Source organism: Streptomyces sp. NPDC048436, from assembly GCF_043200355.1.
GTDB lineage: Bacteria > Actinomycetota > Actinomycetes > Streptomycetales > Streptomycetaceae > Streptomyces.
Map to the genome: position 1 here is coordinate 46,244 of NZ_JBICXP010000006.1, position 26,462 is coordinate 72,705.

Below are 26,462 nucleotides of genomic sequence, written 5' to 3' on the forward strand. Positions count from 1 at the left end.
CCCCCATGACAGTCAGCAGACGTCTCTTCGTGACCGCGGCCGTCACCACGGCGGTCGCCGCGTCGAGCAGCTCCTTCGCGCTCGCGGCACAAGGCGCCACAGATACAGGTGCCGCCGCCGCTCCGGAGCCGCCCTACCGCATCCCGATCAGCCCCGATGACTCTCCGGAGGAAGTCGTCGCCAAGGCCGCCCAAGTCCGGCCGACTCAGCGGCAGATCGCCTGGCAGCGGCTGGAACAGACCGCCTTCCTGCACTTCGGCGTCAACACGTTCACCGGCCTCGAATGGGGCACCGGCGACGAGGACCCCGACGTCTTCCAGCCCTCAGGACTCGACACCGACCAGTGGGCGCGGGCCCTGCGCGACGGCGGCTTCAAGCTGGCCATCCTCACCGTCAAGCACCACGACGGCTTCGTCCTCTACCCGTCGCGCTACACCAAGCACAGTGTGGTGAGCAGCAGTTGGCGGGGCGGCAAGGGTGACGTGCTGCGCTCGTTCGCCGATTCGCTGCGGCGGTACGGGGTCAAGGTGGGCGTCTACATCTCGCCCGCCGACGAGAACCAGTATCTGCACGGCGTCTACGCCAACGGCAGCGCGCGCTCGCAGCGGACCATTCCCACGCCGGTGGAGGGCGACGACCGGGCGGACGACAGCGCCGCGCGGTCGTTCACGCTCGACGCGACCGACTACGGCGCGCACATGCTCAACCAGCTGTACGAGGTGCTCACCGAGTACGGGCCCATCGACGAGGTGTGGTTCGACGGGGCGCAGGGGCGCATCCCGCCGGAGAAGGTCGAGACGTACGACTGGGACAGCTGGTACGCGGTCATCCGCGCCCTGGCCCCTGACGCGACCGTCGCCGTGCGTGGCCCGGACGTCCGGTGGGTCGGCAACGAGGGCGGGCTCGCACGCGAGGACGAGTGGAGCGTCGTCCCGGTCAGGGACTCGGGCAACGGGAGCATCGACTACGCCCTGAAGTACGACGCACCCGACCAGGGGAGCAGGGAGGCGCTGGCCGAGGCGAGGTCGGTCGCCCAGTACGTGCAGTGGTGGCCGGCGGAGTGCGATGTCTCGATCCGGCCCGGGTGGTTCTACCACGAGGATGAACAGCCCAAGTCGGTCGAGGAGTTGACGGACATCTGGTTCCGCTCGGTGGGCAGAAACTCCGTACTGCTCCTGAACATCCCGCCGGACAAGCGGGGTCTGCTGCCCGATGCCGACGTGGCGCGCCTGAGGGAATTCCACGAGCGCGTCCAGCGTGAACTGCCCAAGGACCTGGCGCGGGGCGCGCGGCTTCGGAGGGATGACGCGAGCGGCACCGTCACGGTCGATCTCGGCAGCCCCCATGAGGTCGACCGGATCAGGATCGCCGAGGACATCCGGCACGGCCAGCGGCTTGAGGACGCCGTCGTCGAGGTCAGGACCGGCGACGGCTGGCGGCGGGTGGCCGACGTGGGCACGGTCGGAGCGAGCCGCGTGCTGCTGCTCGCCGCTCCCGTGACGGCACGGGTGTGGCGGCTGCGCGTCACCCGGTCGCGGCGCGCGGTGCGCGTGGCGCGGTTCGGCCTGTACCGGTCGGCGGTGTGAATCCGGGGCCGGGCGATTTCACGCCGAAATTGAGTGGAATGGCCGGGGAGTTGGCGTTCCGTGAGCATATGGAGGGGGAGGTGTGCGGCAGCGGGATCGCGGTCAAGTCGGCGGCGGGGCACGGCATTTCGTCCACAGTCGTAATCAGGCCCCCTTCGGCCGCCGGGCGAGCGCGCCGCCTTGACTGCTTGATCGGCCGTGAAGAGGATACTCCCGGTCTCGGGGGTTCTGTGGCGAGCTGTCTGGTTCACGACTTCTGCCGGTGAGTTTGCGCTCCTTCGCCGGGCCGGCAGCCCTCGGGCAAGAACGTCGTACAGGAAAGGGCCCATTGGCATGAGCAGCGGACACGGGGTCGAACCTCCACGGCGTGACACACTCCCGTCCCTGACCGGACTGCGCTGGATCGCCGCGCTCCTGGTCTTCGGGCTTCACTTCACCGCTCTGCGGCTGGGAACGGAGCTCGGGGCGCGGAGCCCCGCGCCGTTCGACCGTGCCCTTTACGACCTGTTCCGCACCGGATTCATCGGCGTCTCCTTCTTCTTCGTCCTCAGCGGCTTCGTGCTGACCTGGTCGACGCCGCAGGGCCGCAAGGCAGGCGAGTTCTGGCGCAAGCGACTGGCAAAGATCTTCCCGGTGTACGTCGTCAGCTCGCTCGCCGCGGCCCTGCTGCTGATCATCACCGCCCAGATGTGGCCGAGTTGGCGCGTCGTCCTCGCGCAGGTGTTCATGGTGCAGGCGTGGGTTCCCGACCAGTCCTACTTCCTCGGCATCAACCCGGTGATGTGGTCACTGAGTTGCGAGGCCTTCTTCTACCTGTGCTTCCCGGCCCTGCTCCTGGTGCTCTCCCGCGCGGCGACACGGACGCTGTGGATCTCGGCCGTGGTCTGCGTGGCGCTGACCTTCGTGCTGCCCGGCCTCGCGGGGGAGGTTCTGGCGCTGCGCACGCCCGAACCCGCGATGTTCGTGTCGCTCGACGGCTTCGACAACCAGTTCATGTACTGGTTCACCTACATCTTCCCGCCGATGCGCCTGACCGAATTCGCACTCGGCGTGATCATCGCGCTGCTGATCCGGCGGAACGCCTGGTCGGGGCCCGGCGTGTCCCTCTCGCTGGCCATCTGCGTCGTCGGCTTCGTGCTGAACCGGGAGTTGCCGGCGCACATGCAGCGTGCGGCCGGCATGCTCATCCCGTTCGCGTTGCTGATCGCCGCGCTCGCCACCGCGGACCGGGCCGGGAAGTGGACGCCCTTCCGGGGGCCGCGCATGGTGTTCCTGGGCAAGATCTCCTTCTGCTTCTACGCCGTGCACATGCTCTTCGTGCTGCACACCCGTGACCGCATCCGGCCATGGCTCGTCGACCTCGGTCTGATCTCCCGGCCGGACCAGGCGCTGCCCGTCTGGGCGAACATCGGCTTCTTCTTCGGCTATCTCGCCGCGGCCGCTCTGACCGCCTGGGCCCTCTACCGGCTGGTCGAACTCCCCATGACGCGGGTCATCAGGGGACGCCCGCCGACCCCGCCGCCACCAGGCGAGGTCGAGGTTCCCGCGGCGCGCGAGGCCCTCCCCAGCAGCGCGTCGCACAAGCCCCCGCCCGGTGCCGGTTAGCCCGGTACGGAGCCGGTGCTCTCCCGCTCGATCAACGTCGGCAGGGGAACCTGGACCGTGGCCGCGGGGCCGTCGTCCAGGAGTGACAGGAGTTCGCGCGCCGCCGTCCGGCCGAAGGACACCGTGTCGCGCGAGAGTGCCGTCAGCCACGGGTGCACCATCCGGCACAGCGCCGAGTCCTCCCACGCGATCACCGACACGTCCCTGGGCACGCCGAACCCGAGCGAGGCCGCCGCGGCGACCCCCGCCACGGCCATCACGTCGTTGTCGTACACGAGAGCCGTCGGCGGCGACGCGGCCGAGAGCACCCGGCGGGTCACCGCAGCCCCCTCCGCGTCCGAGTAGTCCGTGGTCACCGAGCGGACCTCGGACAGGCCGCGCCGCTTCGCCTCGGCCCGCAGCGTACGCATGCGCCGCTCCGTGTGGGCGAGGCCCGGCAGCCCCGCGATGTGCACGATGCGGCGGTGACCGAGGGCGTGCAGATGGTCCACGACCGATGCCATCGCCCCCGCGTCGTCCGCCCAGACCGTGGAGAGGTGGGGGTGGCACGCGTCGGGGTCCGGCACGCCGCCCGTCACCACCGCGGGCAGCCCCAGCTCGTCCAGGAGCGCCGGCCGTGGGTCGTCCGTGCGCGGGTCCACGACCAGGACGCCGTCCACCCGGTGCTCGGCCCACCACCGCTGGTAGACCGCGCACTCGGCGGCCACATCCTCCACCACCTGGAAGAGCAGGCCCAGTTGACGCTCCGCCAGGACCTCCTGGATGCCCGAGATCAGCTGCAGGAAGAACGAGTCGACGCCGAGCGTCCCGGCAGGCCTGGCCACCACGAGGCCCACCGTCGCCGAGCCCTCGCCGGACAGCGCGCGCGCCGCCGTGCTCGGGTGCCAGCCCAGCTGCTCGGCGACTCTGCGGACCCGGTCGCGGGTGATGTCGGAGACTCCGGGCCGGTCGTTGAGCGCGAAGGACACGGCGCTCTCGGAGACTCCGGCGCGGCGCGCGATGTCCTTCATGGTCGGCCGACGTGCCGGGGACCGCTTGCCTTGCACCCGTGTTGCCCCTTTCCTCGTGCGCGCAGACTAATGCGCTTGAGCCCAGCCACTCTAAAGCGCATTAGTCGATCCTTGCAAGAAGTTCAACGCACCTCTCTGACCTGCACAGTTGGTGGGTACGGCAGCGAATGTTCAGCTAATCCATTGACTTTTTACCGGACTTCCATGCAAGGTCTGCCTCACGCTGGGCCGAGCAAAGGAGCCGTTTCACCGTGCGCATCTCCCACCATCCCCGCATCCCCCGAAGGGCAGCCGCCGCTGCCGCCGTCCTCGCCGTGCTCCTGCCGCTGAGCGCCTGTGGCGACGGAGGTGACGGAGGCGGTTCCACGGACGCCTCCGGCAAGGTCGAGGGCGAGATCACCTTCCAGACCTGGAACCTGAAAGCCAACTTCAAGTCGTACTTCGAGGGCGTCGTCGACGGCTTCGAGAAGAAGTACCCGGGCACGAAGGTGCACTGGGTCGACCAGCCCGGCGAGGGCTACGCCGACAAGATCAGCGCCGACGCCGCCGCCGGAACCCTCCCCGACGTCGTCAACGTCTCGCCCGACCTGGTCGCCCCGCTCGCCAAGGCCGGACTCGCGCTCGATCTCGACAAGGCCGCAGGGAAGTACGAGAAGGAGTACCTGCCGGGCGCGTGGAAGAGCCACCGGATACCGGGCACGGAAGGGACGTACGCCTTCCCCTGGTACCTCAACACCGGGCCGCTCTTCTACAACAAGCGGCTCTTCAAGGACGCGGGGCTCGACGCCGACAAGCCCCCGAAGACGTACGGCCAACTCTTCGACGACGCACTGACGTTGGCGGAGAAGAGCAAGGGCAGGACCGCCACGCTCGCCAACGTCCCCACCATCGAGGACTTCGGGCGCTACGGCGTGCCGCTGATGGACAAGGACGGCACCAGGTTCACCTTCAACGGCGCGAAGGGCGTCGAACTCCTCACCAAGTACAAGAAGTTGTACGACAAGAAGGCCCTGGACGGTCAGGCGCTCACCGCGACGCCCGAGTCGACGGGAAAGAAGTTCCTCACCGAGGCCGTCGCCATGAACCCCGGAAGCGCCCTGGACCTCGGCAAGTTCAAGAAGGAGGCCCCCGGCCTCTACAAGAACATCGGGATCACGCCGCAGATCACCAACACCGGCAAGGACAACATGTACGTGATGGGGGTGATGGTGAACACCCGCACCAAGCAGACCCCCGCCGCCGTGGCCTTCGCCCACTACGTGACGGACGCACAGCACCAGATGTCCTTCGCCAAGAAGGTGGCGATCTTCCCCAGTACGCAGGGTTCGCTCGACGACCCGTACTTCACCAAGCAGGACGGCACCGACGACACCCGCGTGCGGATCGCCGCCGCCAAGTCCATCAAGACCGCGGTGAACTACACGCCCGTGCTGTTCAGCGAGCAGATGAAGATCGAGCTGCGCAACGCGGTCGCCCGGGCGCTGCAAGGCAAGGAGAGTCCCAAGGAAGCGCTTGACAACGCTGTCAAGAGCTGTGACCGGCTGCTGAAGCAGAGCTGAGAAGACGACACGGGACCACCACCATGAAAAGCTCCAGCGCCGCCGCCTCCCTTCGTGACGCCGCCCCGCGCGGTCGCATCAGGCGCCAACTGCCGCACAGCCCCTGGCTGTTCGCCGCGCCCGGACTGCTGATCGTCGGCATCTTCATCCTCTATCCGTTCGTCAGCACGCTCATCAACTCCTTCACCGACAAGCGGACCCTGATCCCGGGGGAGTACGTCGGCCTGGACAACTTCCGGGAGCTGCTGCACGACGACATGTTCTGGATCGGCCTTCGCAACTCGACGCTGTACATCGTCGGTGTCGTCCCCGCGCTCGTGCTGCTGCCGCTGCTGCTCGCGATGCTCGTCCAGAAACACATCCCCGGCATCACCTTCTTCCGGTCGGCGTTCTACACGCCGGTGGTCGCGTCCATCGTCGTGGTGGGCCTGATCTGGGTGTGGATGCTGGATGAACGGGGCCTGGTCAACGCGGTGTTGGAGGCGGTGGGCGTCGGCTCGGTCGGCTTCCTCAGCGATCAGTGGCTGCTGCTGTTCAGCGCCATGGCGGTCACGGTCTGGAAGGGCCTCGGCTACTACATGATCATTTATCTGGCGGCGCTCGCCAACGTGCCGCGCGAGCTGCACGAGGCCGCCGCGGTGGACGGCGCGGGGGCGGTACGCCGTTTCTTCACCGTCACCGTCCCCGCCGTGCGCTCCACGATGGTCCTGGTCGCCGCCCTGTCCTCGGTCGCCGCCTTCAAGGTGTTCTCCGAGGTCTATCTGATGGCCGGGCCCAACGGCGGCCCCGCGGGCGAGGACACCACGCTCGTGATGCTCGTCCAGCGCGTCGGCACCGGCCTGACCGGCCGCGTCGGGTACGCGTCGGCCATCTCGGTCGTCGTCTTCGTCGTCACCGTCGCGCTGATGCTGCTGGTGCTGCGCGCGGACCGGAAGGAGGACGCGTGAGCATCGCGACGGACACGCGCAAGACCGAGCAGGCGGGGCGGAAGGCAGCGGGCAAGGTCCGCAAAACCGGCGCCCGCAAGCGCGGGCGGGTCACCGACGAGAACGGCCGCCGGATGCCGGTGTGGGAGATCGTCCTGCGCTACGGACTCCTGCTCGCCGTACTGGCGTTGATGATCGGCCCCTTCCTGTGGCAGCTTTCCACCTCCCTCAAGGGCCCGCACGAGAACATCTTCAGCTCCCCGCCCAAGTTCCTGCCGAGCAGCCCGACGCTCCACAACTACGAGCGGGTCGCCGACACCATCCCCGTCTGGGACTACGCGCTCAACTCCCTGAAGGTGGCCGCCGCCAACGTGGTGACCAACTGCGTGGGCGCCACCCTCGCCGGCTACGCCCTGGCGCGCCTGCGCTACCGGGGCCGCAAGGCCGCCACGGTCGTCTTCATCCTCGCCATGCTGGTGCCCGTGGAGGGCATCATCATCGCCCAGTTCACGACCATGCGGGAGCTGGGCCTGAACAACACCCTCATCGGGGTGCTGCTGCCCGGCTGCGTCTCCGCGCTCAACGTCCTGCTGATGCGCAACGCCTTCCTGAATCTGCCGTACGAGATCGAGGAAGCGGCGTACGTCGACGGCGCGAACGTATGGCAACGCTTCCTGCGGATCGCCCTGCCCGCGGTCAAGGGAACCCTCGCCGTGGTGGCGATCTTCGCCTTCATGGGCGCGTGGGACGACTTCCTGTGGCCGCTGATCGTGCTGAGCGACCCCGACAGGTTCACCCTGACCATCGGCCTGAACTATCTGCACGGCACCTTCGCCAACGACGAACGGCTCGTCGCCGCGGGCACGGTCATCGCCGTACTCCCGCTGATCGTGCTCTTCGCCTGTCTGCAGCGGTACTTCTTCCGCGGGGTGGGCGAGGGCGCCGTGAAGGGCTGAACCGACGCGGCCCCGCCCGTACCCGCACCGGACCCCCACATCCCCGAGAACCAGGACTCGCATGTCTCGTACGACTCGTGTGCCCTATGTGCCTTCGATCGCGCCGCGTTTCGGCGTGAACTACACGCCGAGCCAAGGGTGGTTCCACCACTGGCTCGACTTCGACCTCGACGCCGTGCGCGCCGACCTCGACGCGATCGCCGCGCTCGGCCTCGACCACATCCGGGTCTTCCCGATCTGGCCGTACTTCCAGCCCAATCGTGCCCTGATCAGGCCACGCGCGGTGGAGCAGCTAGTCGCCCTCGCGGATGCCGCCGGTGAGCGTGGGCTCGACGTGAGCGTCGACGGACTCCAGGGGCACCTGTCCAGTTTCGACTTCCTGCCCGCGTGGACGCAGACCTGGCACCGGCGGAACATATTCACCGACCCCGACGTGGTGGAGGGGGAGGTCACGTACCTTCGTACGCTCGCCGCCGCGCTCGCTGACCGGCCGAACTTCATCGGCATGACCATCGGCAACGAGGTCAACCAGTTCTCGGCGGGCCCGCACCCCGATCCCGACCGCATCACCCAGGAGCAGGCGGAGCAGTGGCTGCGGCGGGTGCTCGCCGCGTGCGAGGAGGGCGCTCCCGGCAAGCTGCATCTGCACGCCGAGTACGACGCCGCCTGGTACCAGGACGACCAGCCTTTCACCCCTGCCCAGGCCACCCGGCTCGGCGGTGCGACCGCCGTGCACTCCTGGGTGTTCAACGGCACGGCCCAGCGGCACGGGCGGGAGGGGGTCGCCACCGTGCAGCACGCGGCGTACATGATCGAGCTGTCCAAGGCCTGGGCGGACGACCCGCACCGCCCCGTCTGGCTCCAGGAGGTCGGCGCTCCCGCTCCTCTCATTCCCGCCGAGTACGCGGCTTCCTTCACCGAGGCGACGGTGGAGGCGGCGCTGGACTGCGCGGATGTGTGGGGGGTGACGTGGTGGTGCTCCCACGATGTGTCGCGGTCGCTGGTGGACTTCCCCGAACTTGAGTACAGCCTGGGCCTGTTGACCAACGAGGGGCGGGTCAAGCCGGGGGGTGAGGTGTTGGCTCGGATCGCCAAGGAGTGGCGGGGGCGCCGGTATGAGCCTGCGGTTCGGTCCACCGCCGTGGTGGTCGAGGACTCGCCTTCCGCGCGGTCGGCGTGTGCTCCTGGGGGAGCGGTGTTCGAGGCGTTCGTCCGACTTGTGGCGGACGGGGTGCGGCCTACCACCGTGCTGGCCGGTCGGGTCGGTGACTCGGCGCATTTGGCTGCGCGGGGCATTACGGAGGTTGTGCGGCCGGGGGAGGTCGGTTAGGAACGAGATCTTTCCCCAACCCCGCCCCTTCCCGAAAACCCGCTGGCGCGGGGGCCTTGCGTGCCGCCATCACCGGCTTCGCCGAGTTCGTCCTCAATCGCCGGACAGGCTGAGAGCCCCGCCGGTCCGGGAGAATCTTTCAGCCCGTCCGGCGTTCGAGGACCGGGGTCTGGGGCGGAGCCCCAGTTCGGGAAGGGGCGGGGTTGGGGAAAGAACCCCCACCCACCACAGCCTCACCACCCGCACCAACACCACGGAGAGCACCATGCACGACGACCGCACCCTCATAGAAGCCCGCCTCAAGCGCGTCCTCGACGAGCGGATCCGCCCCGCCGTCTACCCCGAATCCGTCCCCCTGGACGTCGCCGTCTGGACCGCCCCGGGTGAGCCTGTGCCGGTAGAAGAGGGCCTCGCCGCCACCCCGCAGCCGACCGAAGTCGGCACCCCCTGGGGCGCCCCCTGGTCCACCAGCTGGTTCCAGGTGACCGGCACCGTGCCCAAGGAATGGGCGGGGAAGACCGTCGAGGCCATCCTCGACCTCGGCTTCGACGAGAACATGCCCGGCTTCCAGTGCGAAGGCCTGGTCTACCGCCCCGACGGCACCCCGGTGAAGGGCCTCAACCCCCGCAACCAGTGGGTGCGCATCGCCACCCCCGCGACCGGCGGCGAAGACGTACGCCTGCACATCGAGGCCGCGTCCAACCCCGTGATCCTCGACTACCACCCCTTCCTGCCCACCCAGCTCGGCGACAAGGAGACGGCAGGCAGCGAGCCCCAGTACAAGCTCGCCCGTATGGACCTCGCCGTCTTCGACGAGACCGTGTGGCAGCTCGTCATCGACCTCGAAGTCCTTGGCGAGCTGATGCTGGAACTCCCCGAGGACTCCGGGCGCCGTTACGCCCTCGTACGCGCCATCGGCCGCGCCCTGGACGCCGTCGACCTCCAGGACGTGAACGGCTCGGCGGCCGCGGCCCGCGCCGAGCTCGAAGGCGTCCTCGCCACCCCGGCCGAGCCCTCGGCGCACCGCATCAGCGCCGTCGGCCACGCCCACATCGACTCCGCCTGGCTGTGGCCGTTGCGCGAGACGGTGCGCAAGGTCGCGCGTACGACGTCCAACATGACCGCGCTCATCGAGGACGAGCCGGACTTCGTCTTCGCCATGTCGCAGGCCCAGCAGTGGGCGTGGGTCAAGGAGCACCGGCCCGAGGTGTGGGCGAAGGTCAAGAAGGCGGTCGCCGACGGGCGGTTCGTGCCGGCGGGCGGCATGTGGGTCGAGTCGGACACGAACATGCCGGGCTCGGAGGCGATGGCCCGGCAGTTCGTGCACGGCAAGCGGTTCTTCCTCGACGAGTTCGGCATCGAGAACGACGAGGCGTGGCTGCCCGACACCTTCGGGTTCGCCGCGGGCCTGCCGCAGATCATCAAGGCGGCGGGCTCCAAGTGGCTGCTCACGCAGAAGATCTCCTGGTCGCAGACCAACCGTTTCCCGCACCACACGTTCAACTGGGAGGGCATCGACGGAACCCGCATCTTCACGCACTTCCCGCCCGTCGACACCTACAACTGCTCGATGAAGGGCAGCGAGATCGCCCACGCGGCGAAGAACTTCAAGGACAAGGGAGTCGCCCGGCACTCCCTCGCCCCGACCGGCTGGGGTGACGGAGGCGGAGGCACCACCCGCGAGATGATCGCGAAGGCGGGACGCCTGCGTGACCTGGAGGGCTCGGCGACCGTCAAGTGGGAGACCCCGGCGGCCTTCTTCGAGAAGGCAGAGGCGGAGTACCCCAACGCCCCCGTCTGGGTGGGCGAGTTGTATCTGGAGCTGCACCGCGCCACCCTCACCAGCCAGGCGGGCACCAAGCAGGGCAACCGCCGCAGCGAGCACCTGCTCCGGGAGGCCGAACTCTGGGCGGCGACGGCGGCGGTCCGCGCACCCGAATTCTCGTACCCCTACGAGGAGTTGGACCGCATCTGGAAGACGGTCCTGCTCCACCAGTTCCACGACATCCTGCCCGGCTCGTCCATCGCCTGGGTGCACCGGGAGGCGCGCGCGACGTACGCGGCGGTCGCCGAGGAGCTGAACGGCATCATCGATGCGGCCCAGCGCGCGCTTGCGGGGGAGGGCGGGGGCGGCACGGCCACTCTTGTCTTCAACTCCACCCCACACACCCGTGACGGCGTCCCCGCCGGTGGCGCGCGCCCCGCCGCGATCGACGGGCAGTCGGCGATCGCCTCGCGGGCCGAGGGCGGCTACGTTCTCGACAACGGTCTGCTGCGGGTCGAGATCGACGCGCGCGGCCTTATCGTCTCGGCGTACGACATCGTGGCCGACCGGGAGACCGTCGCACCTGGCCAGGCGGCGAACCTGCCGCAGATCCACGCCGACTTCCCGAACATGTGGGACGCGTGGGACGTCGACGAGTTCTACCGGAACACGGTCACCGACCTCACCGAGGCGGAAGCGGTCGAGCCCGTCGAGGACGACGCATCGGTCCGCGTCGTACGAAGCTTCGGCGCATCACGTCTGACCCAGGTGCTGACCCTGGCGCCCGGCTCCACGCGTCTGGACATCGAGACGGAGGTCGACTGGCATGAGACGGAGAAGTTCCTCAAGCTGGCGTTCCCGCTGGACATCCACGCGGAGCGGTACGCGTCGGAGACGCAGTTCGGCCACTTCTACCGGGCCACGCACACCAACACGAGCTGGGAGGCCGCCAAGTTCGAGGCGTGCAACCACCGCTTCGTGCACATGGAGGAGCCCGGCTGGGGCGTCGCGCTCGTCACCGACTCGACGTACGGCCATGACGTGACCCGCACGGTCCGCGCCTCGGACTCCGGCACGACGACGACCGTCCGCGCCTCACTCCTGCGCGCCCCGCGCTTCCCCGACCCCGAGACGGACCAGGGGGTGCACCGCTTCCGGCACGCGCTGGTGCCCGGGGCCGGGATCGGCGACGCGGTGCGGGAGGGCTACCGGATCAACCTGCCCGAGCGGCAGGTGACGGGCGGCGGCGAGGTGGCCCCGCTGGTGACGATCGACAACGACGCGGTCGTCGTCACGGCACTCAAGCTCGCCGACGACGGCAGCGGCGACGTGGTCGTCCGCTTCCACGAGTCGCGCGGTGGTCGCGCGAAGGCGACGCTGACCGCGGGCTTCCCGGTCGGTTCCGTCGAGGCGACGGACCTGCTGGAGCGGCCCCTCGCGGACGCCGCGGCGCCGGAGCGCGCGGGTGACGGTGTCGCCCTGACGCTGCGGCCGTTCGAGCTGGTGACGCTGCGGCTGACGCGGGCGTGACGTCGCACTGAGCAGGGGCGGGAGCAAACGCTCGGATGCCGGACGGGCTGATGGACAGCTCGTCCGGCGTCTTGCTCCGCGTCGACAAATACCCCTGTCTACGCTGCTCATAAGTCACCACCTGGCCGGTCGGCCATGGATCTATGCGGCGCGACTGCTGAAGTGACCAAGGGGGACCTGGTCGGCCCGACCAACGGGCACACTGGCCCCATGCCCGTCTCGCTGCACCACATCGTCATCGACGCCCACGATCTCCCCGCCCTGGCCCGGTTCTGGGCCGATGCGTTGCGCTGGCGGATTCTCTCCGAGCGGGAGCGGGAGGTCGTGATCGGTCCGGACGAGACCGCGCCGGTGGGCATCTGCTTCATGCCGGTGACGGACCGCAAGGTCGTCAAGAACCGTCTGCACCTCGATCTGACGTCCGGCGCGGAGGACCGGGACGCCGAGATCGAGCGCCTGATCGCACTCGGGGCCCGCAGGGCGGAGGTCGGGCAGAGCGGTGAGGAGTCCTGGACCGTCCTGGCCGACCCGGAGGGGAACGAGTTCTGCGTGGTCCGCCCGAAGGAGACCCTCATCGTCTAGGCCGGTGCGGAGGCGATCCGCCCAGTGGTGCAACGCCCGCCGGACCGCCGGGAAACACCCGTGGCCTCGGCGCGGGTGCGCGGGTCCGCGACCGGACTACCGAGGTAGGCGACTACCGCACCGCTCTCACCCGTCCAACTGCCCCCGCAGCCACTCCTCCACCTCCCCCACATGCGCCGCCGCCGCGGCCCTCGCCGCCTCCGGGTCGCGGGCCACCAACGCGCGGTGGATGCGGGCGTGTTCTCGCCGGGTGCGTTCGAAGGCGCCCTCCTCCTGGTAGCCGCGCCACACCCTCGCGCGGAACGTGCGTGAGGACAGGCCCTCCAGGATTGCCGCCATCGTGTCGTTGCCCGCCGCCAACGCGATCGTGCGGTGGAAAGCCAGGTCGTGGGAGAGGATTTCCTCCGGGTCCTCCGTGGCGTTCATCGCCGCCAAGTGTTTTTCCACGTCCGCCAGTTGGTCGGGTGAGATGCGGGCCGCGGCCAGTGCCGTCGCGGTGGATTCCAGGACCCTGCGCACCTCCAGGAGCTCCACGAGGCGTGGACCGCGCGACAGGTCCGCCACGACTCCGAAGGTCTCCAGGAGATCCCCGGCCTCCAGCTGCGTGACGTAGATGCCCGAGCCGTGCCGGGCTTCGAGCACGCCCATCACCGTGAGCGCGCGGATCGCCTCCCGCATCGAACTGCGCGAGATGCCCAGCTGGGTGGCCAGCTCCCGCTCCGTGGGCAGGCGTTCACCCGGCTCCAGCCTGCCCTCGCCGATCATCGCCTTGACCTGCTCGATGGCCCGCCCGGTCACGGTGCCCTTCTGCGGGGCGGTCTCGTCCACGTAACGCTCCTCCACTAGCCGGGTGCGCCGCAGTCTAATCAGAGATGTGGTCCGACCACTACGGCCTGAAACCGGGAAAACTTGGCGCCGAGGGGTGTTGTGGGCGCCAAGTGGTCTGATAAATATTCGCCCAGCAGGCGCTAGGGGTCGATCGGGGCTCAACCAGGGCTCAGCCAGAATTCGCCAGGACTTCGTCCGTTCACGCTCGATGAGGAGCCGTCAGATGGCCGGCAGAACAGTGCGCAACAGGTCCAGCAGGGCGGGGTCTTCGCGGGTGGTGCGGATCGCCGCCGCGGCCGCCTGCGCGTCCCTCGTGCTCACGGCATGCGGCAGTACGAAGGACAGCGCGTCGCCCGCGGGAGGTGAGGGCGGCGGTGAAGGCAAGGTCGGGGTGATCCTGCCGCTGCTGACCTCGCCGTTCTGGCAGTCGTACAACGACTACGTGCCGAAGATGGCGAAGTCCGAGGACGTCGACGCGCTCAAGACGGTCAACTCCAACAGCGACCCCTCGCAGCAGATCACCGACATCAACAACCAGCTCAATCAGGGCGTCAAGGGGCTCGTGGTCGCGCCCCTCGACAGTGCCGCGATCTCCGCGGGGCTCGACCAGGCCGAGCGCAAGGGCGTACCCGTGGTCGCCGTCGACGTCGCCCCCGAGAAGGGCAAGGTCGCGATGGTGGTGCGGGCGAACAACGTGGCGTACGGCGAGAAGGCCTGCGAGTACCTCGGCAAGCAGGTCAAGACCGGCAAGGTCGTCCAGATCATGGGAGACCTCGCCTCCGTCAACGGCCGTGAACGCTCCGAGGCGTTCCGCACCTGCGTGAAGAAGAAGTTCCCGGGGCTCAAGGTCCTGGAGATCCCCGCCAAGTGGGAGTCCGACACGGCCGCGTCCAAGCTGGACACCCTGCTCAACTCCAACCCCGACATCAAGGGCATCTACATGCAGGCCGGCGGTGTCTACCTCGCGCCCACCCTGCAGACCCTGAAGTCCAAGAAGATGCTGAAGAAGGCGGGCGAGAAGGGCCACATCACCGTCATCTCGAACGACGGCATCCCGCAGGAGTTCGACGCCATCCGCAAGGGCCAGATCGACGCCACCGTCTCGCAGCCCGCCGACGCGTACGCCAAGTACGGCATGTACTACATCAAGGCCGCGATGAAGGGGAAGAAGTTCAAGCCGGGCCCGACCGACCACGACTCCACCATCGTCAAGCTGCCCAGCGGCATCCTGGAGGACCAACTGCCCGCGCCCCTGGTCACGAAGGGGAACGTGGACGACTCCAAGCTGTGGGGCAACACGGTCAAATGAGTACGCCGATGACCAAGCCCCCCACCGGCCCTGCGGCGACTCCGCTCGTCGAAGCGACCGGCATAGGCAAGCGGTACGGACCCACCGTCGCCCTACAGGACGGACAGCTGACCGTCCTGCCCGGTGAGTCCCACGCCCTCGTCGGCCGCAACGGCGCGGGCAAGTCCACCCTCGTCACCATCCTCACCGGACTCCAGGCCGCGGACGCGGGCACCGTCCTCTTCGACGGCGAACCCGCGCCCCCGCTCACCGACCGCGACGCCTGGCGCCGCAAGGTGGCCTGCGTCTATCAGAAGCCGACAGTCGTGCCGGATCTGACCGTCGCCGAGAACCTCTTCATCAACCGGCAGCCCGAAGGGCGCGGCGGCTTCATCAGCTGGCGCAAGCTGCGTACGCAGGCCGCCGATGTGCTCGACACCTGGGACGTACGGGTCGACCCGGACGCGCGGACCGCCGACCTCAAGGTCGAGGACCGGCAGATGGTCGAGATCGCGCGAGCGCTCAGCTTCGGGGCGCGGTTCATCGTCCTCGACGAGCCCACCGCGCAGCTCGACAACCGAGAGATCGAACGCCTCTTCACCCGGATGCGGGCCCTCCAGGAGTCCGGCGTCACCTTCCTCTTCATCTCGCACCACCTCCAGGAGGTGTACGAGGTGTGCCAGACCGTCACCGTCCTGCGCGACGCCCGCTGGATCACCACCGCGCCCGTCGCCGATCTGCCGCGCGCCGCCCTCGTCGAGGCGATGGCGGGGGAGGCCCTGCGGGAGAAGGAGGCCGCCGAGGAGTCCGTCGCCCGGACCGAGGTCCCCGCCGACGCACCGGTGATGCTCGACGTCACGGGCCTCACCAGCGAGGCGTACGCGGACGTCGACCTCACCGTCCGCAAGGGCGAGGTCGTCGGCCTCGCCGGATCCAGCGGCAGCGGCAAGATCAACCTCGCGGAGACCATCGCGGGACTGCACACGCCGACCGGCGGGAGCGCCCGACTCGACGGTGAGCAGCTGCCGTTCGGGGATGTCACCGCCACGCTGCGCGCCGGTGTCGGCTGCGTCCCGCGCGACCGGCACGACCAGGGCCTCGTCTTCGGGATGACGATCGGCGACAACGCCACGATGACCGTCCTCGACCGGCTCGGGAAGTACGGCTTCGTCGGCACCGAGCGCAAGCGCGGCTTCGCCCGGGAGCTGATCGACCGCCTCGACATCCACGCCGAGGGACCCGACCAGCCCGTCTCCGACCTCTCAGGCGGCAACGCCCAGAAGGTCGTCATGGCGCGCGCCCTCGCCTCCGAGCCGCGGCTCCTCGTCCTCATCAACCCGACCGCGGGCGTGGATGTGAAGTCCAAGGAGTCGCTGCTGGCCCGGATGGACAACGCCCGCGAGGACGGCACCGCCGTCCTCGTCGTCTCCGACGAGCTGGACGACCTGCGGCGCTGCGACCGCGTCCTTGTCCTCTTCCACGGCAGAGTCGTCGCCGAGCACGAGGCGGGTTTCACCGACCACGACCTGATCGCCTCGATCGAGGGCGTCGGGGAGAGCGCGGGCGTGGAAGAGACCGTAGGAGTGCAAAAAGGAGTGAATGACCGTGGCTGACACGAAGGCCCCGTCGGCCTCGACCGCGCCGGACCTGACCGCGAAGACCGACAACGCCCGCGCCCAGGCGCGCTCCGTTCTGCTACGCAGGGCCCGCGAACTCGCCCTGGTCCCAGCCCTGCTGCTCCTCATGCTGCTCGGCACACTCGTCAACGACTCGTTCCTCACGGAGCGGAACCTCATCTCGATCCTGGGAGCCTCCGCCGCCCTCGCGATGGTCGTGCTCGCCGAGTCGCTCGTCCTCATCACCGGCAAGTTCGACCTGTCCCTCGAATCCGTCGTCGGCATCGCGCCCGCCGTCGGCGCGCTGCTCGTGCTGCCCGCCGCACAGGCCGGATTCGGCACCGAGATGCCCGCCGTGGTGGCGCTGCTCGCGATCCTCGTGGTCGGCGCGGTCATCGGCGCCTTCAACGGCATCCTCGTGGTGAAGCTCAAGCTCAACGCCTTCATCGTCACCCTCGCCATGCTGATCGTGCTGCGCGGACTGCTCGTCGGCGCGACCGAGGGCAAGACGCTCTTCGGGATGCCCGACGCCTTCTACACCCTCGCCACCTCGACGTTCCTGACCATCCCGCTCTCGGTGTGGCTGGCCGCCGTCTCCTTCGGCGTCGCCGGGTTCGTCCTCAAGTACCACCGCGTGGGCCGCGCCCTGTACGCGATCGGCGGCAACGCGGACGCGGCACGCGCCGCCGGGATCCGCGTCGAGCGCGTGATGCTCGGCGTGTTCATCGTGGCGGGCGTTCTCGCCGCCGTCGGCGGACTCATGCAGACCGGCTATGTCGGCGCCATCAACGCCAACCAGGGCCAGAACATGATCTTCACCGTGTTCGCGGCCGCGGTCATCGGCGGCATCAGTCTCGACGGCGGCAAGGGCACCATGTTCGGCGCCCTCACCGGCGTACTGCTGCTCGGCGTCGTACAGAACCTGCTCACTCTCGCCCAGGTGCCGTCCTTCTGGATCCAGGCCATCTACGGCGGAATCATCCTGGTCGCCCTGATGATCGCGCGCGTCACCACCGGCCGCGCACAGGACTGACCCCGCTCTGGGTTCCCCGCCTCCTCAGCCCCTTTCCGGAAAGGCCTCCTGTGTCCCCGACTCCCGCCCGCATCACCGCGGTTGACACCTACGACGTACGGTTTCCGACCTCACGTGAACTGGACGGATCCGACGCGATGAACCCGGACCCCGACTACTCCGCCGCCTACGTGGTGCTTCGCACCGACGCCGACGACGGTCTGGAGGGGCACGGCTTCACCTTCACGATCGGGCGCGGCAACGACGTCCAGGTCGCCGCGATCCAGGCGCTGCGCCACCACGTGCTCGGCCGGTCCGTCGAGGAACTCTGCGCCGATCCGGGGACGTTGAATCGCGACCTCGTCGGGGACAGCCAACTGCGCTGGCTCGGGCCCGAGAAGGGCGTGATGCACATGGCGATCGGCGCCGTCGTCAACGCACTCTGGGACCTGGCCGCCAAGCGCGCGCACAAGCCGCTGTGGCGGTTCCTGACCGATGCCGAGCCCCAGTGGCTTGTCTCCCAGATCGACTTCCGCTACATCGCGGACGCGCTCACGCCTCAAGAGGCCCTGGGTCTCCTGCAGTTGGGTCGCGAGGGAGCCGCCGACCGGGAAGCCCTGTTGCGGGAGCGCGGCTTCCCCGGCTACACCACCTCGCCTGGCTGGCTCGGCTACAGCGACGAGAAACTCACCCGGCTCGCCCGGCAGGCCGTGGCGGACGGCTTCACGCAGATCAAGCTGAAGGTCGGCGCGGACCTGGCGGACGACGTACGACGCTGCCGTACCGCCCGTGAGGCGATCGGGCCCGGCATCCGGATGGCGATCGACGCCAACCAGCGCTGGAACATCGACGAAGCCGTCGAATGGACCCGCGCCCTCGCGGAGTTCGACCCGTACTGGGTCGAGGAGCCGACCAGCCCCGACGACGTTCTGGGCCACGCGGCGATCCGCAAGGCCGTCGCCCCGGTCAAGGTCGCCACCGGCGAGCACGTGCAGAACCGCATCGTCTTCAAGCAGCTCCTCCAGGCGGGCGCGATCGACGTACTGCAGATCGACGCGGCCCGCGTCGGCGGCGTCAACGAGAACCTCGCGATCCTGCTGCTCGCCGCCAAGTTCGGCATCCCGGTCTGCCCGCACGCGGGCGGCGTGGGCCTGTGCGAACTCGTCCAGCATCTGTCGATGTTCGACTATGTGGCGCTGTCGGGGACCACCGAGAACCGCGTCATCGAGTACGTCGACCATCTCCACGACCACTTCATCGACCCGGTCGTGCTCCGCGAGGGCCACTACATGCCACCTGCGGCGCCGGGCTTCTCCGCCACCATGCGGGCCGAGTCGCTCGCCGAGTTCACCTATCCTGACGGCGTCTTCTGGGCCGCCGACCTCGCCCAGGGCAAAGGAGCAGCCGCATGACTGACGCCCAGGACTTCCAGGGGCTCAAGGCCCTCGTCACCGGCGGAGCCTCCGGCATCGGACGCGCCACGGCCGAGCTGCTCGCCGCGCGCGGCGCCCGGGTCGCCGTGCTCGACCTGAACCCGGACACGGTGGAGAAGCCGCTCACCGGCTACCGCGCCGACGTCTCGGACGACGCCTCGGTACGCGAAGCCGTCGCCGCCGCCGTGTCCGACCTCGGCGGACTCGACGTACTGATCAACAACGCGGGGATCGGCGCGCAGGGCACCGTCGAGGACAACGACGACGCCCAGTGGCACACGGTGCTCGACGTGAACGTCCTCGGGATCGTGCGCACCACCCGCGCCGCCCTTCCGCACCTGCGTGTCTCCACCCATGCGGCGATCGTCAACACCTGCTCGATCGCCGCCACCGCGGGCCTTCCGCAGCGTGCCCTGTACTCGGCGTCGAAGGGCGCCGTGCTCTCCCTGACACTCGCCATGGCCGCGGATCACGTACGCGAAGGGGTACGCGTCAACTGCGTCAACCCCGGCACAGTGGACACCCCGTGGGTGGGCCGCCTCCTGGACGCCGCGCCCGACCCGGCGGCCGAACGTGCCGCGCTCGCCTCCCGGCAGCCCACCGGCCGCCTGGTCAGCGCCGACGAAGTCGCGGGCGCCGTCGCCTACTTGGCGAGCCCGCTCTCCGGAGCCACCACCGGCACCGCGCTCGCCGTCGACGGCGGCATGCAGGGCCTGCGGCTCCGCCCGGCGGGCCAGTGAGCGGCATGACCCGGCGCACCCTGGGACCCGGCGGCGTCCGGGTGACCGAGCTGTCCTTCGGCGCCGCAGGCCTTGGCAACCTCTACACGCCGGTCAGCGACGAGGAGGCAGCCGAGGCGCTCGACGCGGCCTGGGACGCGGGCATCCGCCACTTCGACACGGCGCCGCACTACGGAATCGGCCTGTCCGAGCGCAGGGTGGGCGAGGCGTTGCGGGGACGCGACCGGTCCACGTACACCGTCTCGACGAAGGCGGGGCGCCTCCTGGAGCCGGTGGCCGGTCCCGTGGGCAACGACCTCGCCCACGGTTTCGCCGTCCCCGCCACGCACCGCCGCGTCTGGGACTTCAGCGCGGACGGCATCCGCCGCTCCCTGGAGGCGAGCCTCACCCGCCTGGGCCTCGACCGCGTCGACGTCGTCTACCTCCACGACCCGGACGACCACGCGGACCAGGCCTTCCGTGAGGGATATCCGGCCCTGGAGCGGCTGCGCGCCGAAGGCGTCGTCGGCGCGATCGGCGCCGGCATGAACCAGACGGCGATGCTGGCCCGCTTCATCCGTGACACGGACGTCGACGCCGTGCTCTGTGCGGGCCGCTACACGCTCCTGGACCAGAGCGCCCTGGCCGAGCTGCTCCCGGCGGCACAGGAACGCGGCAAGGCGGTGGTGATCGGCGGCGTCCTCAACTCGGGTCTCCTCGCCGACCCGAAGCCCGGCGCGACCTACGACTACACGAGGGCACCCCGCGCCCTCGTGGACCGCGCCTGCCACCTGAAGGCGATCGCGGAACGGCACGGCACCGCCCTGCGCGCCGCCGCCCTGGCCTTCCCCCTCGCGCACCCGGCGGTGGCCACCGTCCTCGTCGGCGCCCGCTCACGCCGCGAAGTGCGCGACGCGGCACGGCAGTTCGCCGCCGCCGTCCCCGCGGACTTCTGGAAGGAAGCCAGAGCGGAAGGCCTGCTGCCCGCAGACGTACCTGTACCTGTACCTGTATCCGTACCCGGAGAGGACCCCGCGTGAGAGTCGCCCTGCACACCAAGGTCCGCGCCGACCGCGTCGCCGAGTACGACGCCGCTCACCGTGAGGTGCCCGCCGAGCTGACCGCCGCCATCCGCGCGGCGGGCGCCACCTCCTGGACGATCTGGCGCAGCGGAACAGATCTCTTCCACCTTCTGGAGTGCGAGGACTACGCCCGTATGCTCGCCGAGCTGGACAGACTGCCGGTCAACATCGCCTGGCAGGCCCGCATGGCCGAGCTGCTCGACGTCGTCCACGACTACTCGGCCGAAGGCGCGGAGGCGGGGCTGCCCGTCGTATGGGAGCTGCCGTGACGCCGGAACTCGTCGACGCCCATCACCACGTGTGGGACCTGTCGGTACGCGACCAGGAATGGATCACCGGCGACGCGCTCGCCCCGATCCGCCGTAACTTCTCCCTCGCCGACCTGGAGCCGGAGGCCCGCGCCGCGGGTGTCGCGGCGACCGTGCTCGTCCAGACGGTCACCGTCGCCGAGGAGACGCCGGAGTTCCTCGCCCTGGCCGCGGAGAGCGACCTCGTGGCGGGCGTCGTCGGATGGACCGACCTCACCCACCCGGATGTCGCCGACACGCTCGCCGCGATGCGCCAACTCTCGGGCGGACAACGCCTCGTGGGGATCCGGCACCAGGTACAGGGCGAGCCCGACCCGCAGTGGCTGCTGCGGCCCGACGTGCGCCGCGGACTGGCCGCTATCGGCGCGGCGAATCTCGCGTACGACCTGATCGTCCTGCCCCACCAGCTCCCCGCCTGCGTCAAGGCAGCCCAAGAACACCCCGAACTCACCCTCGTACTCGACCACTTGGGCAAGCCGCCCATCGCTTCGGGCGCCCTTGAGCCCTGGGCGGCGGCCGTCAGGGCTCTCGCCGCACTCCCCAACACGGTCTGCAAGCTCTCCGGTCTGGTGACCGAGGCCGACCCGAAGACCTGGACCGTCGATGACCTGCGCCCGTACGCGGACACCGTCCTGGACGCCTTCGGGCCCGACCGCCTGATGTTCGGCTCGGACTGGCCCGTCTGCACCCTGGCCGCCACGTACGCGGAAGTCGTCGACACAGCAAGGCAGTTGACGGAGTCGCTCAGTGACTGCGAACGCACCGCCCTCTTCGCTGGGACCGCGACCCGCGTCTACGCTCTCTGACTCACCGGGGCGATCCGACCCGCGTCGGCGGCAGGAACTCCCGTACGTAGGTCCGCTCCCAGACGGCCCCCGTCTCCCGCAGCTCACGCCAGGTCGTGTAGCGGTAGCGGTAGAGGCGGGCACGGATGTACGCGGGAGGCGCGTCCGGCGGGAAGGGGGAGCGGCGCAGCAGCCGCAGCGTGTCCCGGTCACCCTCCAGGAGTCGCTCCACCAGAGGGCCGAACCAGGACCGGGCGTACGCGGGGGAGAGCCCGGCGAACCACATCATCCAGTCGAGCCGCAGATGGTACGGCGCGAACGGGCGCGGCCAGTACCGGACATCACCCGGCTTGCCCTTGAACTCGTACTCCCGCCAGTCCGAGTCCTGGCGCGGCACCGCATCCGCCGTCCCCTCGATGACCACCTCTTGGCGGACGCGGCTGACGCTGCCGAACGCGCCGTACGCGTTGACGAGATGGAGCGGGTCGAAGGAGTAGTTCATGATCTGGCGCCGCGAGAACAGATTGCGCGCCGGCCGGTAGCTCAGACCCAGGAGCAGGGCGGTCACGGCGATGACGACCACCTCGTACCAGAGCGGGGAAGCGGGCGAACGTGACGGCGCTCCCACACTCCCGAAGTCCACGGCGGGCACGGCGAGCACGATCGTCAGCCAGTTCAGCCAGGCGAAGTTCCCCGAGAGCACCAGCCACAACTGGGTGGCGATCATCAGGCAGGCCGCGGCCGTCGCGATCGGCTGGGGCGTGAACAGCAGGAACGGCACGGCGAGTTGGGTGAAGTGGTTCGCCGCCACCTCCATCCGGTGGACCGGCTTGGGCAGATGGTGGAAGAACCAGCTCAGCGGGCCCGGCATCGGCTGCGTCTCATGGTGGAAGTACAGGCAGGTGAGCTTGCGCCAGCAGGCGTCGCCGCGCATCTTGATCAGCCCGGCGCCGAACTCGACGCGGAAGAGCACCCAGCGCAGCAGGAAGAGCACGAGCACCGGCGGCGCAGTCTCGTCGTTGCCCAGGAAGACGGCGAGGAAGCCCACCTCCAGGAGCAGCGACTCCCAGCCGAAGCCGTACCAGGTCTGCCCCACGTTGACGATCGACAGATAGAGCGCCCACGGCACGACCCAGAGCAGCATGCCGCCCCACAGCGGGAGGAAACCGTCGACGCCTGCGAGCAGCGCCGCCGCGCAGGCGCACCCCGTCCACGCCACCAGGGCGAAGAAGCGGTCCGAGTAGTGGAGCTGGAAGAGACTCGGTGCCTTGCGGAAGGGCACGCGTTCGACGTACCGCGGCACCGGCAGCATGCCGCGCTCCCCGATCAGCGCACGGAACTGCAGCGCCGCGCCCAGGAACGCGACGAGATAGACGGCGGCCAGCGCCCGCTGGAAGACGAGCCGGCTGAGCCAGTACTGATCGGCTGAGAACCACTCCACAGGGCCATCTTGCGCCCAAAGCGGCCCGCGTCCCTCCTCGCCCGTCACCCGTTCGCCGCAGCCCTCGCCGACGCCCCCGGCCGGTGGCCCCGGCGACGCGCCGAGCTGAGCGTGCGCATTTGGGCCCGACAGCGAAGAATCATGAAGTGTCATGACGACCTCGTCACTGCCGGACGACTGGCCAGCGGAACCACGGTCGGTCCTGGCGTTCAACCACACAGGCTGCTTCGACTGGGACCTCGACACCGGCCTGATGCATCTCGATGCCGCCGGACTGGACGTCTTCGACATCCGGGCCGACGAGTACGACGGCCGCCCCGAGTGCCTCGCCGTCCGCGTGTCGCCGGTCGAGTCGCACCGCCTCGACGCCCTGGTCTCGCAGGCGCTGAAGGACGGCAGCCGGAACTACGGCGCCTACTTCCGCGTACGGCTGCGCGAAGGCGGCCTGCGCTGGACCCATACCCAGGGGTTCATCCAGCGTGACGCGACCGGCCGCCCCCGCCGCATCGTGGGCATCGTCCGCGACGCCACGCAGGAGCTCGGCGACAGCACGGCCAGGCGTGAGCGCGCCGACGAGAAGGAGGACCGGCGCCGCCGCACGAGCATCGTGCAGGGCACCACGGCGGCCCTCGCGCACGCCCGCACCGTGCGGGACGTCATCGACGTACTCAAGGACACCAACGGCCTGGCCCATCTGGGGGCGTCGAACCTGGTCATGGGCCTGGTGGAGGCGGGGCGGATCCGTCTGGTCGCGGAGGGCCCCAAGGGCAGCTTCGTGCCGGGCACCAAATTCACGCGGATCGACGAGCGGTATCCGATGAGCGAGGCCGTGCGGACGCTCTCGCCGCGCTTCATCGAGACGGCGGAGGAGTTCGCCTCCTCCTACCCTGAGCTGTGGCCGTACATAGACAAGCTGGGCATCACATCGGCCGCGTATCTCCCGCTGATCGCGCAGGCCAAGCCCATCGGCGTACTCGGCCTGCTCTACCAGGACAAGACCGGCTTCACCGAGGAGGAACGCAACGTCCTGGTCGCGCTGGGCAGCGGCATAGCGCAGAGCCTGCAGCGCGCCATGTTCTACGAGCAGGAGAAGGACCTCGCACAGGGCCTCCAGCAGGCGATGCTGCCCCGCACCATCCCCGGCGTGCCCGGCGCCGACGTCGCCGTCCGCTACCGTTCGGCGGCGCTCGGCCGGGACATCGGCGGCGACTGGTACGACGTGATCCCGCTGCCGGGCGGGCGCGTCGGGGCGGTCATCGGCGACGTACAGGGCCACGACACGCACGCGGCGGCCGTCATGGGCCAGCTGCGCATCGTGCTGCGCGCCTACGCCGCCGAGGGGCACACGCCCGCCACGGTCATGGCGCGCGCCTCGGGGTTCCTGCACGAGCTGGACACCGACCGCTTCGCCACCTGCCTCTACGCGGAGACCGATCTGTCGACGGGCGTGGTCCAGATGGTGCGGGCCGGTCACATCGACCCGCTCGTCCAGCAGACCGACGGGAGCTGTCGCAGGGTGCCGGTCGACGGCGGTCTTCCGCTGGGCCTCTCGGTCGAATTCGGCAGTCTCGAATACCCCGTCACCACCTTCGAACTCGACGCGGGCCAGACCCTGTTGCTCTTCACCGACGGTCTCATCGAGGAGCCGGGCGCCGACCTCGACGACGGGCTGCGGGCCCTGGGCGAGCTGGCCTGCTCGGGCCCGGGCGACCTCCAGCAGCTCGCCGACCGCCTCTGTTCGAGCGTGGACGAGCGGGGCGGTGACGACGACGCGGCGCTGCTGCTCCTGCGCCGCCGCCTGCTCGACGCGCCCCAGGCCGGCGGACGCCTCCAGCAGCATGTCGGCTCCGGCGATCCGGAGGCGCTCGCCGAGGCCAGGCACATGATCCGGGCCGCGGTACGCGCCTGGGGTGCCCGGGACGGCGCCGACGAGATCGAGCTGGTGGCGGACGAGCTGATCACCAACGCCCTGATGCACACCGACGGCGCGGCGATCGTGACCCTGCGTGTGATCAGCGGGAGCGACCGGCGCCTGCGCGTCGAGGTCGAGGACGCCTCAAGCGCGCTGCCGCGCCGCAGGGAGGCGGGGGAGTCGGGCGTCTCGGGGCGTGGGCTGATGCTGGTGGACATGCTCGCGGATGTGTGGGGCGTCGAATCGCGAGGCAGCGGCAAGTGCGTGTGGTGCGAGTTCGTCGTGCCCGCGCGGGACGGTCAGGAGTGAGCGGATGCCGGAACTGCCCGAGGTCGAGGCGCTGCGCGCCTTCCTCACCGATCACCTCGTCGGGCGCGAGATCGTCCGGGTGCTGCCCGTCGCGGTCAGCGTCCTCAAGACGTACTACCCACCGGTCAGCGCCCTCGAAGGCCGCACCGTCACGGATGTGACGCGCCACGGCAAGTTCGTCGACCTGGACGCGGACGGCCTGCACCTGGTCACCCACCTCGCCCGCGCGGGCTGGCTGCACTGGAAGGACCGCCTCCCCGACGGCCCGCCCCGCCCCGGCAAGGGCCCCCTCGCGGTGCGTGTCGCTCTGGAGACGGGCGAGGGCTTCGACCTGACGGAGGCGGGCACACAGAAACGCCTCGCGGTGTACGTGACCGAGGCCCCGGCACAGATCCCGGGCATCGCCCGCCTCGGCCCCGATCCGCTGGCCCCGGACTTCGACGAGGACCGATTCGCGGGTCTTCTGTCGGGCGAACGCCGCCAGATCAAGGGCGCGTTGCGGGACCAGAGCCTCATCGCGGGCGTCGGGAACGCGTACAGCGACGAGATCCTGCACGCGGCCCGCATGTCCCCGTTCAAGCTCACGTCGAGCCTCACGAAGGAGGAGACCCATGGGCTGTATGTGGCGTTGCGGACCACGCTGACCGAGGCGGTGGAGCGCTCGCGCGGAGTCGCGGCGGGCCGCCTCAAGGCAGAGAAGAAGAGCGGCCTGCGCGTCCACGGCCGCGCCGGTGAACCGTGCCCCGTCTGCGGTGACACCATCCGCGAGGTCTCCTTCAGCGACTCCTCGCTGCAGTACTGCCCGACATGCCAGACCGGCGGCAAGCTGCTGGCGGACCGGAGGATGTCCCGGTTGCTGAAATGACGTGTGGCCACCGGG

The 26,462-nt window shown here is 69.7% G+C and carries 21 protein-coding genes; 18 read left to right on the plus strand and 3 right to left on the minus strand.

Annotation, left to right across the window (positions count from 1 at the left end; genetic code table 11):
- The first annotated feature begins 5 nt into the window (after window positions 1–5).
- Both ACGFX9_RS21505 and ACGFX9_RS21510 read left to right on the plus strand, forming a co-directional pair.
- Window positions 6–1,586: an alpha-L-fucosidase gene (locus tag ACGFX9_RS21505; RefSeq protein ID WP_393474150.1), complete on the plus strand. Its 1,581-nt coding sequence runs from the start codon at window positions 6–8 to the stop codon at window positions 1,584–1,586.
- A 333-nt stretch (window positions 1,587–1,919) separates the two neighbouring features.
- The gene (locus ACGFX9_RS21510) at window positions 1,920–3,191 is read left to right on the plus strand and encodes an acyltransferase family protein (RefSeq protein WP_393474152.1); all 1,272 of its coding nucleotides are present in this window, start codon (window positions 1,920–1,922) and stop codon (window positions 3,189–3,191) included.
- Here ACGFX9_RS21510 and ACGFX9_RS21515 read toward each other — a convergent pair.
- The gene (locus tag ACGFX9_RS21515; protein WP_393474155.1) at window positions 3,188–4,201 is read right to left on the minus strand and encodes a LacI family DNA-binding transcriptional regulator; all 1,014 of its coding nucleotides are present in this window, start codon (window positions 4,199–4,201) and stop codon (window positions 3,188–3,190) included. The two genes, ACGFX9_RS21510 and ACGFX9_RS21515, sit on opposite strands and share 4 nt — an antisense overlap.
- Window positions 4,202–4,452: 251 nt before the next feature.
- Here ACGFX9_RS21515 and ACGFX9_RS21520 point away from each other — a divergent pair, with 251 nt between their 5' ends.
- The 6 genes from ACGFX9_RS21520 (at window position 4,453) to ACGFX9_RS21545 (ending at window position 12,849) form a co-directional block, all read left to right on the plus strand.
- Window positions 4,453–5,760 (plus strand): extracellular solute-binding protein, encoded by a 1,308-nt coding sequence (locus tag ACGFX9_RS21520; protein WP_393474158.1) that lies wholly within the window; start codon window positions 4,453–4,455, stop codon window positions 5,758–5,760.
- 23 nt (window positions 5,761–5,783) lie between these two features.
- Window positions 5,784–6,707 (plus strand): carbohydrate ABC transporter permease, encoded by a 924-nt coding sequence (locus ACGFX9_RS21525; RefSeq protein ID WP_393474161.1) that lies wholly within the window; start codon window positions 5,784–5,786, stop codon window positions 6,705–6,707.
- Window positions 6,708–6,820: 113 nt separating this feature from the next.
- Window positions 6,821–7,642 (plus strand): carbohydrate ABC transporter permease, encoded by an 822-nt coding sequence (locus ACGFX9_RS21530; protein WP_393475365.1) that lies wholly within the window; start codon window positions 6,821–6,823, stop codon window positions 7,640–7,642.
- Window positions 7,643–7,703: 61 nt separating this feature from the next.
- On the plus strand, window positions 7,704–8,972 hold the full coding sequence (locus ACGFX9_RS21535; RefSeq protein WP_393474164.1) for a glycosyl hydrolase: 1,269 nt from the start codon (window positions 7,704–7,706) through the stop codon (window positions 8,970–8,972).
- A 265-nt stretch (window positions 8,973–9,237) separates the two neighbouring features.
- Complete coding sequence (locus ACGFX9_RS21540; RefSeq protein WP_393474167.1) at window positions 9,238–12,267, plus strand: alpha-mannosidase; 3,030 nt, start codon at window positions 9,238–9,240, stop codon at window positions 12,265–12,267.
- Window positions 12,268–12,477: 210 nt separating this feature from the next.
- Window positions 12,478–12,849 carry a VOC family protein gene (locus ACGFX9_RS21545; protein ID WP_393474170.1) on the plus strand — a complete coding sequence of 124 codons (372 nt, stop codon included), beginning with the start codon at window positions 12,478–12,480 and terminating at the stop codon, window positions 12,847–12,849.
- A 126-nt stretch (window positions 12,850–12,975) separates the two neighbouring features.
- On the opposite strand, the gene ACGFX9_RS21550 is transcribed toward ACGFX9_RS21545, so the two are convergent.
- Entirely contained in the window at window positions 12,976–13,677 is a 702-nt protein-coding gene (locus ACGFX9_RS21550; protein ID WP_393474173.1) for a FadR/GntR family transcriptional regulator, read from the minus strand.
- A gap of 223 nt (window positions 13,678–13,900) precedes the next feature.
- On the opposite strand from ACGFX9_RS21550, the gene ACGFX9_RS21555 reads away from it, so the two are divergent.
- From ACGFX9_RS21555 to ACGFX9_RS21590, 8 genes are read left to right on the plus strand one after another with little or no spacing between them, the layout of a single operon-like run.
- Window positions 13,901–14,986, plus strand: a complete 1,086-nt coding sequence (locus ACGFX9_RS21555) for a sugar ABC transporter substrate-binding protein (protein WP_393474176.1) — start codon at window positions 13,901–13,903, stop codon at window positions 14,984–14,986.
- An 8-nt stretch (window positions 14,987–14,994) separates the two neighbouring features.
- On the plus strand, window positions 14,995–16,578 hold the full coding sequence (locus tag ACGFX9_RS21560) for a sugar ABC transporter ATP-binding protein (protein WP_393474179.1): 1,584 nt from the start codon (window positions 14,995–14,997) through the stop codon (window positions 16,576–16,578).
- Window positions 16,571–17,614 carry an ABC transporter permease gene (locus ACGFX9_RS21565; RefSeq protein WP_393474182.1) on the plus strand — a complete coding sequence of 348 codons (1,044 nt, stop codon included), beginning with the start codon at window positions 16,571–16,573 and terminating at the stop codon, window positions 17,612–17,614. Before ACGFX9_RS21560 ends, ACGFX9_RS21565 begins: the two co-directional genes overlap by 8 nt.
- Before the next feature lie 50 nt (window positions 17,615–17,664).
- Complete coding sequence (locus ACGFX9_RS21570) at window positions 17,665–19,005, plus strand: L-fuconate dehydratase (RefSeq protein WP_393474185.1); 1,341 nt, start codon at window positions 17,665–17,667, stop codon at window positions 19,003–19,005.
- On the plus strand, window positions 19,002–19,766 hold the full coding sequence (locus tag ACGFX9_RS21575; RefSeq protein ID WP_393474188.1) for an SDR family NAD(P)-dependent oxidoreductase: 765 nt from the start codon (window positions 19,002–19,004) through the stop codon (window positions 19,764–19,766). Before ACGFX9_RS21570 ends, ACGFX9_RS21575 begins: the two co-directional genes overlap by 4 nt.
- A 5-nt stretch (window positions 19,767–19,771) precedes the next feature.
- Window positions 19,772–20,785 carry an aldo/keto reductase gene (locus ACGFX9_RS21580; RefSeq protein ID WP_393474191.1) on the plus strand — a complete coding sequence of 338 codons (1,014 nt, stop codon included), beginning with the start codon at window positions 19,772–19,774 and terminating at the stop codon, window positions 20,783–20,785.
- Window positions 20,782–21,096, plus strand: a complete 315-nt coding sequence (locus ACGFX9_RS21585; RefSeq protein WP_393474194.1) for an L-rhamnose mutarotase — start codon at window positions 20,782–20,784, stop codon at window positions 21,094–21,096. The genes ACGFX9_RS21580 and ACGFX9_RS21585 overlap by 4 nt, the downstream gene beginning before the upstream one ends.
- Complete coding sequence (locus ACGFX9_RS21590) at window positions 21,081–21,941, plus strand: amidohydrolase family protein (RefSeq protein WP_393474197.1); 861 nt, start codon at window positions 21,081–21,083, stop codon at window positions 21,939–21,941. Before ACGFX9_RS21585 ends, ACGFX9_RS21590 begins: the two co-directional genes overlap by 16 nt.
- A 1-nt stretch (window position 21,942) precedes the next feature.
- Here the strand turns inward: ACGFX9_RS21590 and ACGFX9_RS21595 are convergent, their stop codons facing one another.
- The gene (locus ACGFX9_RS21595) at window positions 21,943–23,361 is read right to left on the minus strand and encodes a lipase maturation factor family protein (RefSeq protein WP_393474200.1); all 1,419 of its coding nucleotides are present in this window, start codon (window positions 23,359–23,361) and stop codon (window positions 21,943–21,945) included.
- 151 nt (window positions 23,362–23,512) lie between these two features.
- Here ACGFX9_RS21595 and ACGFX9_RS21600 point away from each other — a divergent pair, with 151 nt between their 5' ends.
- Both ACGFX9_RS21600 and ACGFX9_RS21605 read left to right on the plus strand, forming a co-directional pair.
- Window positions 23,513–25,582 carry a SpoIIE family protein phosphatase gene (locus ACGFX9_RS21600; protein WP_393474203.1) on the plus strand — a complete coding sequence of 690 codons (2,070 nt, stop codon included), beginning with the start codon at window positions 23,513–23,515 and terminating at the stop codon, window positions 25,580–25,582.
- A 4-nt stretch (window positions 25,583–25,586) separates the two neighbouring features.
- On the plus strand, window positions 25,587–26,447 hold the full coding sequence (locus tag ACGFX9_RS21605) for an Fpg/Nei family DNA glycosylase (RefSeq protein WP_393474205.1): 861 nt from the start codon (window positions 25,587–25,589) through the stop codon (window positions 26,445–26,447).
- Window positions 26,448–26,462 lie beyond the last annotated feature (15 nt).